Source organism: Chryseobacterium sp. JV558 (genome assembly GCF_033712365.1).
In the GTDB taxonomy this organism is placed as follows: domain Bacteria; phylum Bacteroidota; class Bacteroidia; order Flavobacteriales; family Weeksellaceae; genus Chryseobacterium.
Map to the genome: position 1 here is coordinate 66,297 of NZ_WJHU01000009.1, position 12,592 is coordinate 78,888.

The window sequence follows — 12,592 nt, forward strand, 5'->3', positions numbered from 1 at the left end:
CGATCGCAAAGGTGTTTTACTTAGCGCGAAATTTTCTCTGCTGAACGAAGTGCCCTTGCGAACGTAAGAATAATAAGCTTGCAAATTACCTTTGCGATCATTGCGTTTTCCACATCCATTTTAAATTTCCACTTCTATAAAACAATGATTTTTATGGGAATGTTCTTAAATTATCATAACTTTAAATAGGGATAGAAAGAAACGATAACCATTTTTTATAAAAACAAAGTCTATTGATTTTGTAGACTAATAAATATATTTTACATTTGCAGCTTGTAAAAACATAAATGTTCAATCAAATTAAACTATATGAGAAATAAAAAAACTATTCTTTCGGCCTCTGTTTTATTTTTTCTTGGAGTATACACTTACGGACAGGAAAAAGACAGCATAAAAACAAATAAAGACAGCATAAAAACCAATAATGTAGAAGAAGTCGTGGTACTGGGTTCAAGAGCTGGAGCCAGATCTAAGACAGACAGCCCGGTTCCTGTAGATGTATTTAATGTGAAAGAATCTTCATTAATTCTTCCACAAACAAATATTGGACAAATCCTGAATGCAGTAGCACCTTCATTTACTTCTACCGTTCAGACCAATTCAGATGGAACAGACCATTTGGATCCTGCTCAGCTGAGAGGTCTAGGGCCAGATCAGGTACTGGTTTTGGTTAATGGAAAAAGAAGACATACTTCAGCATTAGTTAATGTAAACGGAACACCCGGAAGAGGGACTGTAGGAACGGATTTAAATGCTATTCCTTCTTTTGCATTAAACAGAATTGAAGTATTAAGAGACGGAGCTGCTGCACAATATGGATCTGATGCCATTGCCGGAGTCATCAATCTTGATCTGAAAAGAGACACAGGAAAACTGGCAGGACAAATCAGCTATGGGGGGAATTTAACACCAACGGCTAATGACCATACCGGAGATTTTGACGGACAGAATATTCAGCTGGATCTGAACTATGGTAATAAAATAGGAACCAAAGGAGGTTTCTTCAATATCACCTGGTCTTCACAGTTTAGAAATCCTACTTACAGAGCAGGAACAGAAAGCGGTACGCTTTATAATGCTTACAATGCTATTGAACAAAGAGCTCTGAATGATGGTGTAAATCTTTCCTCTTTGTTTACCAATATCAATAATACTCCAAATTCACAGCAGATTGTAAACTATATCCATCAATACGCCCAGGGAGTAAATTATTTTAACAACAGCCAGCTGGCAGCTATTCAGGGAGCTTCTACCATTCAGGATATTAAAGATTCTCAGGGAAATGTACTCCAAAAAGGTCTTCAATCCTTATTAAATTTCGATGTTACGGATCCGGAATTGGCTTACAGAGGACAAAGCAGAAAAGACTTCAATATGCAGGTAGGGCAGTCTAAACTTAATAATCACCAGCTTTTTGTAAATGCTGAGGTTCCAATAAATGATGACTGGAAGGTATATACTTTCGGAGGGTATAGCTTAAGACATGGGACTTCCGGAGGATTTTACAGAAGACCAAGAGAAAGCAGAACTTTTACAGGATTATACTCTAGTGGTTATCTTCCACAGATTGGAACGGATATTCAGGATATCTCATTGGCTGCAGGAATCAAAGGAAAATGGGAAGGCTGGAATATTGATTTCAGTAATACCTACGGGCAGAATTCGTTTACCTATAATATTCAAAACACGGGAAATACTTCCTTACGTTTTGCTTCACCTAGGGAATTTAATGCCGGAGGACTGCGCTTTTCTCAAAACACTATTAATTTAGATTTCTCTAAAAAATATGATGCGTGGGAAGGGATCAATGTCGCTTTTGGAGCAGAACACCGCTATGAGAATTTTAAAATTACTCAGGGTGAAGAAGCTTCCTATGCAACTTATGATGTTTCCGGAAATGTATGGAACGGAAATTCTGTAAGACCTACAGATTTCTTCGGGGCATTACTTCCTGGAGGATCACAGGTATTCAACGGGTTTAAGCCTGAGAATGCTGTGGATAAAAACAGACAGTCGGTAGCAGCTTATGCAGATGTAGAATTTAATTTCACCAACTGGTTATTGGTAGAAGCGGCGGCGAGATATGAAAATTATTCCGATTTCGGATCTACATTCAATTATAAATTAGCTTCAAGAATCAAGGTAGCCCCTAATTTCAATGTGAGATTGGCAGGTTCTACAGGATTCAGAGCACCTTCTATCCACCAGATTTATTATAATGTAACGTCTACATTATTTACGAATAATCAACTTTTGGAAGTAGGAACTTTCAGCAATGATTCCCAGCTGGCAGGACTGCTGGATATGCCAAAACTGAAGCAGGAAACTTCCAAATCAGCAAGTGTAGGATTTACTTACAGAATCCCTTCAGTAGGGCTTAGCTTTACAGCAGACGGATATTTTACGAGAATTGATAATCGTATCATCCTTACAGACCAGTTTTTAAGAAAAGATGTGCCTTCAGATGCACAAAAAGAATATGATAAATTAAATGTGAATGGTGCCCAGTTCTTCACAAATGCCATCGATACAGAAACAAAAGGATTGGATGTGGTGATTTCCCATAATGCAAGATTTTCAGGATTTAAGCTTGATAATAGCTTTGCCATTAATCTTAATAGAACCAAACAGGTTGGAGATATTCACTCTGCAGGACTTTTACAGTCACCGCAGTTGGAGAAAGTATATTTTTCTGAAAAATCAAGAGTGTATCTGGAAGAAGCTGTGCCTAGAGTGAAAGCCAGCCTTTCGCATACCCTTTCCTGGAAGGATGCTACGTTCTATCTGAGAAATACCTATTTCGGAAAAGTAACAGGTGCTGATATTATTGATGTGAACGGAGACGGGATCATAGATTTTAATGAACACCAGCAGATTGGAGATAAAATCATTACCGATATATCCGCTGCTTACCAGTTTACAAAAAATGTAGGATTGACATTAGGTGTGAACAATTTGTTTGATATTTATCCAACGAAAAACCTTGCTGCCTCTACGAATAACGACCAGTTTATCTATTCACGTTCCACCTCACAGTTTGGACAGAATGGAAGGTATGTTTTCGCAAGACTTAATTTCAATTTTTAAATAAAACAAAAGATAATGCTTATAAAAAAAACAGTTCAGAATTTCTGAACTGTTTTTATGAACTTTTATTTTTGAACCATTAAGATTTAATAAGAGTTTAAGAGTATTAAGATAAGCTTAGCTTTAAGCTTAAAAATCAGAATGATTCATCTTAATTATATTTTATTTCTTAAATCCATTCTTAATGGTTTTAAATTTATAGAATGTGAATTTTATCTTTCTACCAGTTCCTTCACAGGTTCTCCATAATGATCAATCACTGTTTTGTTGATCTGAAGCAGTTGATACCATTTTCTGAAAGCTCCTATAAATACAATAAGCATCAGAATCATTGCTGTTGCCGCTAATGCCGCCAGTAAGTACTGTCCTTTTGGAATATAGATGGCAGTCACCTGAATATATCCGGCCCAGAAGGTAATGATGGCCATGAAAACTCCGGGAATGGCCGAGCATAAAGCATATTTTCCCCTGTTCATCCTTATCAGCATTGTTGTACAGACAATAAGTCCGCAGGCAGCCAGCAGCTGATTACTGATCCCAAATAACGGCCAGATGCTGTTTACATTTCCGGTATACACCAGATATCCCCAGGCAAAAGTGAAAAGAAGACTGCTGATAATAATTCCCGGAATCCAGTTTTTATCATTGAATTTTGGAACTACGGAACCCAGCATTTCCTGCAAGAAAAAACGTCCCACTCTTGTTCCTGCATCAATGGCAGTAAGAATAAATACCGCTTCAAACATAATCGCAAAATTATACCAATAAGCCGTCAGCTGATCCATATAAGGAATTTTGTTGAAGATATGAGCCATCCCTACAGCCAGAGATACGGCACCTCCGGTTCTGCCATAGAGATCAATCCCTATTTTCTGTGAATAATAATCTATATCTACACCATGTAAAGAAGGGTGGGTTGCTAAAAATGAATCATAAGCTTCCTTAGGGGTGTTGATGGCAAAATAATCACCCGGCATCAATGTACATGCTGCAATAAGTGCCATCAATGCTACAAAACCTTCTACAAGCATTGCCCCATATCCAACGAAAAGAATTTCTCTTTCTTTATTAAGCATTTTCGGAGTTGTTCCCGTAGCAATTACAGCATGGAAACCCGAAATAGCTCCACAGGCAATCACGATAAAAATAAAAGGAAGCACTGGGCCACCAATGATAGGCCCTCCACCATTGACAAAAGCTGTGATAGCAGGCATCTGTATGGTAGGGTGAATCACAATGACCCCGATAGCCAGCATGATAATAGTTCCTATCTTTAAATAAGTAGAAAGATAATCTCTTGGAACCAAAAGCAACCAAACCGGTAATACAGAAGCAATAAAGCCATACAAAGGAATCGCGATAGAAATTGTTTTAATATCCCAGGAAAACAAATTATTCATGGTAGGATTCTGCATAAGACTGTGACCTCCGATGATCCCGGCAATCAAAAGGATTCCGCCTAAAATACTTGCAAACAAAACACTGTTCTTTTTATAACGCATAATCAGTCCCATGATGATGGCAATGGGCATGGTAATGATTACGGTAAAAAGAGACCATGAAGCTTCATGCATCGCATTGATACACGCCAGTGATAAACCTGCCAGCGTAAGAATCAGAATAAAAAGGATGGCAAAACCTGCCACAGTTCCGGTAGCTTTTCCGATTTCTTTTGAAGCAATGGTCGCGAGACTTTGACCTTTGTGTCTCACAGAAGCAAAGAGTACAACCATGTCATGAACTCCGCCTCCCAATACACAGCCAATCAGAATCCATAATGCGCCCGGAAGATATCCAAACTGAGCAGCAAGAACAGGTCCTACTAATGGCCCGGCAGCCGCAATTGCAGCAAAATGATGTCCGAAAAGTACATTTTTATTAGTAGCGACATAATCTTTACCATCTGCAAATTCTACTGCAGGGGTCATATTCTGGTCATTAAGCCTGAGAACTTTATTGGCAATAAAAATACCATAAACACGGTAAGCTATCGCAAAAATAAGAACAGATGCAAATATGAGCGTCAGCGCATTAATATTATTCAAAGAATCCATATTGTGTATTTTTTTTAATGAATGATTAATTTATTGACTGTTTTGTTAAAAATAATTTAAACAATAGCCAAGGTAATTAATTTTCACTTCAAAAATATTGATATGTATATCAATCTAGCATATTTGTTCGATGTATTTTATTTATATTGTTGATTTTAAATTATTTAAATTTATTTTAATCAGAAGTATGTATATTATTTCCTCTGAGAAATAATAAAGTCCACCATTTGATCGGTCATCTGATCTAACACAGTTTTATCTGTAGTCCCAAAGCCATGTACTCCGCCATCAATCACAACCAAAGAATTCTGCACTTTTGCTCTGTTGAGTTTTCTGTGAAGTTGTTTAGATTGGCTCATAGGAACTACTTTATCCTTATCTCCCTGTACAATAAGAGTGGGAACTCCGCCTGAAACAAAATTAACCGGTGAAATGGTTTTAAAATACTGGATGATTCTCTCCTGGTCTTTATTGATATCATATCCGGAAAGTCCTTTTACAAGATTCTGCTGAAGACTGATGATCTTTTTTGAGATCAGACCGATCATAAAAACAGGAATAGTGCCTGCTTTAGTATGAAACAGAGAATTAAGATCAGCTGGGCCATAATGGTCAATCACATAATTTACTTTAGAAGAATACGATGACAGTTCAGGATTTCCGATAAATGTATTGTCTTCAGTGTATGCTGCCAATAAAGAAAGATGTGCGCCAGCAGAGGCTCCAAACAACCCGATATTATTGGTGTCAAGTTTATATTGGTCAGCATTTTTTCTGACCCATCTTACAGCGTCTTTGGTGTCCTCCAGCGGCAGTGGGAAATGAGTGCTGTCGTTCAGAAGGGTGTAATCAATACTGATGACGGCATATTGCTTTGCTATTAGTTTTACAATGGTTGTTTCCAGATAATTGTCTGCGTGTACTGTTTTATCACCTTCTACCCATCCGCCTCCATGAACGTAAATCAATACCGGGAGTTTTTCTGTTGTTGCATTTTTAGGAGTGTACAGATCCAGAGCAAGAGGTTTTCCTTTTCTGTTGGTCTTGTAGATTATGTTTTCAGAAACTGTTGCAATTTCGGGGAGTAAGGTACTTTTTACAGGTTCTTTTTTTATTGGCTCTTGTGAAAAACCTAAAGTAAAAAGACTTAAAAATAAAACAAAAAACAGGTTTGTGAAAAACCTGTTGATTGATATGTTGTTTATGGATGATTTCATAATAAATTTTTTAGAGGGTGTGTTATTTTACTAACTCCTCAAAAAGTTTACCAAAAGTACTGTTTAAGTCTCTGGATTTTCCCGGATGAGGTCTGGAAGTCTGTACTACCGCACTCCTTACAGCCGTCAGCCAGCGGAAACGCTCAGGAATATCAAGCAGTGCAATAGGGCCGCCGTCTTTATCACCATTCGCAATTTTCTGGAAACTTTCAAGATTCTGGATAATATCTTCATAGTCCAGTTTACTGTGCATGAGCTCAAATTTATTTGGACACAGATAGAATTCTACTCTGATGAATTTTTCCCTTTTGGAAAACATCACCAGCCCGATATTGAAAAATTCTTCTCTTTCAACTTTAGGTACCAAGCGTATTACCGCATATTCATATATTTTATCCTCTTGCATTTTTCGCTTCGTTTATAAAGATTTGAGAATTTTCTAATCTGGTTTTCAGAAACTGAAAATAGATCTCACGGATTTCGTCAGGCGTTTCATCAGCATCATTCCAGTGCAGCCAGTCTTCAGGAATGGTATTAACAATCTCCCTGAAAAGAGTATCATTCAGTACTTCATGGGCAAACTGATCCGCTTCGTCAAGCATTTTTGCTTTAGGAAGAAGTACATGGTCTTTCACATACTTAAAAGGTGTTTTTGCTGCTGCATCAAAATTCTGCCATGAGTGGTGGAAGTAGAACGAAGCACCATTATCGATGATCCAAAGCTCTTTATTCCACATCAGCATATTTGTATTCCTGAAAGTACGGTCAATATTGGTAATGAAGGCATCCAGCCATACTATTTTTGAAGCCAGAAGAGGATCAACACTTACCCCTGGATCATAAGTAATAGACCCCGAAAGATAATGCAGACCAAGATTCAGACCTTCAGAAAATTTCAGAAGATCCTGTATTTCTTCATCGGCTTCCGTTCTTCCGAAATCGGCATCAACATTGATAAAAACAAGTTCAGGAATTTTTAATCCCAATGCTTCGGTAATCCTTCCACCTAAAAGTTCAGAGATCAGCATTTTTACTCCATGGCCCGCGCCCCGGAATTTTAATACATATTTGAAATCATCATCAGCCTCTGCCAGAGCAGGAAGAGATCCTCCTTCTCTCAATGGCAGAATGTAACGCGTCACGGTTACCGTTCTTAAATTCTGCATGAAGCAAAAATAAGGTTATTTTTTTATAATCTTTTTAGTGAATTCCTTTTCACCTGCTTTATATTGTAAAAAATAAACTCCGCTGGTTAAATGCTGAAGAGGTATGGTATATCCTGAATCTGTTGTATTCAAATGAAAATGAACTCTTCTTCCGGAAGCATCTGTAAGGGAAAGTATTTCAATTTTCTTTTTAGAACTAATGCTGATAAGATGTTGAGCAGGATTCGGATAGATCTGAACTGAGGTGTCAATAGCAGTTTCTGCTGTATTTAATGTGCTTACGACAATCAGTTTGGTTTTGGTGGTAGTGGCTCCGCAGGCATTTGTTGTCAGCTTTACATTATAACTTCCACCTGCAGAGTAGGTGTGTGCCGGATTTTCCAGAGTAGAGATCGTACCGTCACCAAAATTCCATGAATAGGTGGCCGCATTCTGTGTTGTATTGGTAAACTGAACTGTTCCCGCTCCGGTAAGCTGGTAGGTGAATCTGCTGTGAACATCATTGTTCGTTACAAACCATTTATCCGGCTGATTATAAACTTCTGTTTTAACAATATCTTTGATCAGCTGAGCCTGCGCCAGACTAAGATTGCCATTAAAAGGAATCTGTGTAGGATCTTTCTTGAATAAAATAGTGTAAAAGGTATACGCAGCAGCCATAGACCCAATATAACTCGGATGTGATTCATCCTGATCATATAAATCAATAGCAGGGTTTTGCTCTCTGATTGTTCTCCATACTTTACCTACAGGTGAAACAATACCTTCATTTGTCGCGGCCATTTCCATATAGCGGTTATAAATCTGAGTGTCCATTCCCTGATAGGTACACACTGTAGGAAGTCCCGGACAATTCGCTGCATCTCCGTTTTTACGGCCCCAGGTCATGTAGAAAAGTACATTTCCACAGGGATTTGACGCCTTAATCAGATTTGAAAGCTGAAGTGCATAAGGATATACCTGATTTTGAACCTGAGAATCCGGAAATGACGGAAGCTGGCTTTGTTCCTGTAATACAACGTAATCCCAGTTTCCCTGGTTAATGGTAGAAATCACATCCGGATTGCTGGAATGATCCTGAAGCGTGGAACCTCCTGGCGTATGGCTGTGATGTTCCAGTACATCACCGTTAGAAGCAGCAATACTTTGGATGAGGTTAGGCAAATCATTAACGTAAGTATAACTGTTCCCAATAAAGAATACCCTTTTGGTCGTCTGGCTCAGGATAAAAGAAAAAGTAATTAAAAATAAAAGAAGTAGAGTTTTTTTCATAAATTTCAATTTAAATTGATCCCATAAATATAAATAATATTAAATAAAAACCCATTTATTTTATGAATTTGATTAGTGAAAAGAATATATATTTAGAAAATAAAGAAACAAAAGGTTTTCTTGCTGATATTTTTTATAAAGACACCGAAAAAAAACTTCCACTGGTAGTGTTTGTTCATGGATATAAAGGCTATAAAGATTGGGGAGCGTGGAATCTGATGGCAGAAAAGTTTGCTGAAGCAGGTTTTTTCTTTGTGAAATTTAATTTTTCCCATAACGGAACTACTGCAGATGATCCATACAACTTTGGAGATCTTGAAGCTTTTGGGCATAATAATTACTCCAAAGAGCTTTCTGACCTTGGAGTGGTAATAGATCACTTTAGTAAAGATCCGCGTGTAGATAATGAAAAGATTGTTTTGGTAGGTCACAGCAGGGGAGGAGGAATCTCAATTATTAAAACTTTTGAAGATGAAAGAATTAATGGTCTGATCACTTTGGCCAGTGTGGATACTTTAGACCGTTTTCCCACAGGAGAAGCTTTTGAGAACTGGAAAAATAACGGAGTTTATTATGCTCTGAACGGGCGGACCCAACAGGAAATGCCACACTATTATCAGTTTTATGAGAATTATGAGGAGAATGTTCATCGTTTTGATGTAGAACGGGCAACGGAAATGGCAAAAGCTCATATGCTTATTATTCATGGGACGGAAGATGAAGCGGTAGAAGTAAAGCAAGCCGAGCATCTTCATATCCTTCACCCCAATTCTGAACTTTTCCTGATTGAAAATGCCAATCATACTTTTGGAGCAAAGGAGCCCTGGACAGAAACAAATCTACCCCAAGATCTGAATACAGTAACGGAAAAATGTATTGATTTTATAAAAGAAAAATTGAAATAAAACGTTTAAAACTGCGTTATTATAAATTAACCACCTTATCAGTATAATTATGAAAAAAATTATTGCAGGCGCATTCGCGCTCTCATTATTCGTCGTTTCATGTAAAAAAGAAAACAAAACAGAATCTTCACCAAGCACAGATACTTTGGCTACAGTAATGCCTAAAGATTCTGTAATTACAAAAAATGATTCTGTAGCATCACCACCTCCTTCTGCTCCGGCTCCGGATAATATTATCACCAAAAATGTTGGTAAATATCCTCATGATATTAAATTCTTTGAAGATAAAGGCATCACAGAAAGACTGAAAAAGCTTGCAGGAGCTCAATATGATGAAATGGTAAAGAATTTCAATGTAGAAAGTCCTATCACATCAGAAAACGGCATTTATAAACTGTCAGGATGTAAGCAGCATGACTGTCCGGGATACGCAACTCATATTTACTATGATGCCAAGAATGATAATCTGAATGTTTCTATTGATAAAAACGGAAAGATGACAGACTTTTCTGAAAAAGGAAAAATTACGGTTTCAGAAACGTTGAAAGCAAAATAAGGAGAAAAATTTTCCTGCATACCATAAAAAAAGCCTGAGATCTCAGGCTTTTTCTTTTATTTAATTGTCAAAATGGTCCATGCTTCTTCAACTTTGCTTTCCAGAAGCAGTTTCTGGGCTGTAAGATGAATGTTGTCATCCGCATGGAAGTCACCTGCAGGTAATATTTCTGTATTGGCAAGCATTCCAAGGTCATTCCCTGTAAATACTTTACTGTACTTAATGGAATCAGGCAGCTGATCAAAGCCGATTCCTTTTGTTACCAAAGGTTTTGGAACTTCAAAAAGGCTGTTCTCATTGCTTCTGGAATACCAGTTACTGCCTAATCGGGCTACCATATCCAGTTTTTTCTGGTCCAGATTTCCAGCTTCATTCAGATATTCTTCTCTGATATGGATTTTCTGAACTTCACAGATTACAAGATTCCCGGCGCCACCCTGATCTCCCAGTGATTTTACCTCTAAAACTTTACATTCAAAGTTAACAGGACATTCTTCAATCAATTTAGGCTGTACAAGATCGGCCTCTTTCATGGTAAGACCAGACTTGATAAACTCATTGACTCCGGTTTCATATTCTGTAGAAGCTAAAGAAATCTGCTGTACAATCGGAAAATTGACTGTTCCAATAACGACTTCCGGCACTTCAAGAACATTTTCCAGTGTATGTTTCGTTGTATTATCACGTACTCTCCTTGATGGTGAAAAAATTAAAATCGGAGGAACTGTACTGAACATATTAAAAAAACTGAATGGAGATAAGTTAATCGTACCATCTTTATCCACTGTAGAAGCCAAAGCAATCGGGCGTGGTGAAACAGCCGTCTGCATGATGGTCTGAAGTTGTACGGAGGTTATCTCGGAGGGGATTACTGTTTTCATATTTTTATTGTAACACTTAATTCAACTTAAGTATTCAAATTATGTTAAAAAAGATGCTTCGACTCTGCTTACATGACCAATCAAATATTAACTGTTTTTGCAGTATACTTTTAAAAATGTCATGCTGAGCGCAGTCGAAGCATCTGATAATAAATTCTTATTTTAAAGTGTTGGAATAATTTTACCGGAAACTTCACCGAAACCTACTCTTACACCGTCTTTTTCAGCCCAAGCCTTCATCGTAACGGTATCATTATCTTCAATGAATTTTCTTTCTTCACCGTTGCTTAATGATAGAGGATTTTCTCCTCTCCATGTCAATTCAAGCATAGAACCGAAAGATTTTGGATCGCTTCCTGAAATGGTACCGCTGGCATATAGATCACCCACTTCCACATTACACCCGTTTACTGTGTGATGTGCCAGTTGCTGGGTCATATTCCAGTACATATGTTTGTAGTTGCTTTCAGAGACAAGGTTTTGGTCTCCGTTTTCAGGCTGGATATAGACTTCAAGGTTGATATCATAGTTTTGATCACCTTCAAATTTTAAATAATCTAAAACTTCAGGATCCTGTATTGGAGAAGCTGTTCTGAAAGGTTCTAAAGCTTCAAGAGTAACTACCCACGGAGAAATAGATGAACCAAAGTTTTTCGCAAGGAATGGCCCTAGCGGAACATATTCCCAAGATTGAATATCTCTTGCAGACCAGTCGTTGAAAATCACCATTCCGAAGATAGCATCTTCTGCTTCTTTAGTAGAAATACTTTCTCCCATGTCCGTATTTTTGTTGAGGATGAAAGCCATTTCCAGTTCAAAATCCAATTGTTTACACGGTCCGAAAACAGGTTTATCTGCCTCTGCAGGTTTCATCTGACCTTTCGGACGGTTAATATCTGTACCTGAAACTACGATAGAGGATGCTCTTCCGTGGTAACCTACCGGTAAATGTTTCCAGTTAGGCAATAAAGCATTGGCAGGATCGCGGAACATTTTTCCAACATTGGTAGCATGTTCTATGCTGCTGTAAAAGTCTGTATAATTCGGGATGTGAACGGGCATCATCATTTTTACTTTATCCAGATCATAGAACGCTTCTTCTATTGTTTTCTGATCTTTTGATAAAGTTGATCCTTCCTGTAATAATGTCTGGATCTTAGTACGAACGGCATTGGTAACCGGTTTACCCAGTTCAATAAATTCGTTGATGGTGTAAGCTTCAAAAACATTGTCGTCTAATCCTTCAATATCTTCAAAATAACCAAGATCATACAAGGTAGCAAGATCAATTACCTGATCTCCGATTCTTGTACAGCATCCGATATATTCTTTGTTAAAAACTGCGACTCCGAAAGGAATATTGTGTATAGAAAAATCCGAGTTTGAGGAATAGTCTACAAATGATTTCATAAGTTTAGATTTTAGTTAGATTAAAATATTGCTGAGTGTTTCCT

At 37.7% G+C, this 12,592-nt stretch carries 10 protein-coding genes; 3 read left to right on the forward strand and 7 right to left on the reverse strand.

Features of this window, described 5'->3' with window-relative positions:
- Window positions 1–309: 309 nt before the first annotated feature.
- A complete protein-coding gene (locus tag GFU89_RS21190; protein WP_318849014.1) occupies window positions 310–3,087 on the forward strand; it encodes a TonB-dependent receptor plug domain-containing protein in 2,778 nt (925 codons plus the stop codon).
- Window positions 3,088–3,299: 212 nt separating this feature from the next.
- Here the strand turns inward: GFU89_RS21190 and GFU89_RS21195 are convergent, their stop codons facing one another.
- The 5 genes from GFU89_RS21195 to GFU89_RS21215 form a co-directional block, all read right to left on the reverse strand.
- The gene (locus tag GFU89_RS21195; protein WP_318849015.1) at window positions 3,300–5,141 is read right to left on the reverse strand and encodes a carbon starvation protein A; all 1,842 of its coding nucleotides are present in this window, start codon (window positions 5,139–5,141) and stop codon (window positions 3,300–3,302) included.
- Window positions 5,142–5,335: 194 nt separating this feature from the next.
- On the reverse strand, window positions 5,336–6,358 hold the full coding sequence (locus GFU89_RS21200; protein WP_318849016.1) for an alpha/beta hydrolase: 1,023 nt from the start codon (window positions 6,356–6,358) through the stop codon (window positions 5,336–5,338).
- Between the two features lie 22 nt (window positions 6,359–6,380).
- A complete protein-coding gene (locus tag GFU89_RS21205) occupies window positions 6,381–6,764 on the reverse strand; it encodes a DUF3037 domain-containing protein (protein ID WP_318849017.1) in 384 nt (127 codons plus the stop codon).
- Window positions 6,751–7,524 carry a HipA family kinase gene (locus GFU89_RS21210; RefSeq protein WP_318849018.1) on the reverse strand — a complete coding sequence of 258 codons (774 nt, stop codon included), beginning with the start codon at window positions 7,522–7,524 and terminating at the stop codon, window positions 6,751–6,753. Before GFU89_RS21210 ends, GFU89_RS21205 begins: the two co-directional genes overlap by 14 nt.
- Window positions 7,525–7,539: 15 nt before the next feature.
- Window positions 7,540–8,796: a T9SS type A sorting domain-containing protein gene (locus tag GFU89_RS21215; protein WP_318849019.1), complete on the reverse strand. Its 1,257-nt coding sequence runs from the start codon at window positions 8,794–8,796 to the stop codon at window positions 7,540–7,542.
- Between the two features lie 62 nt (window positions 8,797–8,858).
- On the opposite strand from GFU89_RS21215, the gene GFU89_RS21220 reads away from it, so the two are divergent.
- Window positions 8,859–9,701, forward strand: a complete 843-nt coding sequence (locus GFU89_RS21220) for an alpha/beta hydrolase family protein (protein WP_318849020.1) — start codon at window positions 8,859–8,861, stop codon at window positions 9,699–9,701.
- A gap of 49 nt (window positions 9,702–9,750) precedes the next feature.
- Window positions 9,751–10,257: a hypothetical protein gene (locus GFU89_RS21225; protein WP_318849021.1), complete on the forward strand. Its 507-nt coding sequence runs from the start codon at window positions 9,751–9,753 to the stop codon at window positions 10,255–10,257.
- A 56-nt stretch (window positions 10,258–10,313) separates the two neighbouring features.
- On the opposite strand, the gene GFU89_RS21230 is transcribed toward GFU89_RS21225, so the two are convergent.
- Both GFU89_RS21230 and fahA read right to left on the reverse strand, forming a co-directional pair.
- Entirely contained in the window at window positions 10,314–11,138 is an 825-nt protein-coding gene (locus GFU89_RS21230) for a flavin reductase family protein (RefSeq protein ID WP_318849022.1), read from the reverse strand.
- A gap of 162 nt (window positions 11,139–11,300) precedes the next feature.
- Window positions 11,301–12,548, reverse strand: coding sequence for a fumarylacetoacetase (fahA, locus tag GFU89_RS21235; protein WP_318849023.1), 1,248 nt, complete (start codon window positions 12,546–12,548; stop codon window positions 11,301–11,303).
- Window positions 12,549–12,592: the final 44 nt, after the last annotated feature.

Bases quoted from the DNA above. Each gene is read 5' to 3' on its own strand.
- GFU89_RS21230 (WP_318849022.1), bottom strand. From the start codon at position 11,138: ATGAAAACAGTAATCCCCTCCGAGATAACCTCCGTACAACTTCAGACC.
- fahA (WP_318849023.1), bottom strand. From the start codon at position 12,548: ATGAAATCATTTGTAGACTATTCCTCAAACTCGGATTTTTCTATACAC.
- GFU89_RS21225 (WP_318849021.1), top strand. From the start codon at position 9,751: ATGAAAAAAATTATTGCAGGCGCATTCGCGCTCTCATTATTCGTCGTT.
- GFU89_RS21205 (WP_318849017.1), bottom strand. From the start codon at position 6,764: ATGCAAGAGGATAAAATATATGAATATGCGGTAATACGCTTGGTACCT.
- GFU89_RS21215 (WP_318849019.1), bottom strand. From the start codon at position 8,796: ATGAAAAAAACTCTACTTCTTTTATTTTTAATTACTTTTTCTTTTATC.
- GFU89_RS21195 (WP_318849015.1), bottom strand. From the start codon at position 5,141: ATGGATTCTTTGAATAATATTAATGCGCTGACGCTCATATTTGCATCT.
- GFU89_RS21210 (WP_318849018.1), bottom strand. From the start codon at position 7,524: ATGCAGAATTTAAGAACGGTAACCGTGACGCGTTACATTCTGCCATTG.
- GFU89_RS21200 (WP_318849016.1), bottom strand. From the start codon at position 6,358: ATGAAATCATCCATAAACAACATATCAATCAACAGGTTTTTCACAAAC.
- GFU89_RS21190 (WP_318849014.1), top strand. From the start codon at position 310: ATGAGAAATAAAAAAACTATTCTTTCGGCCTCTGTTTTATTTTTTCTT.
- GFU89_RS21220 (WP_318849020.1), top strand. From the start codon at position 8,859: ATGAATTTGATTAGTGAAAAGAATATATATTTAGAAAATAAAGAAACA.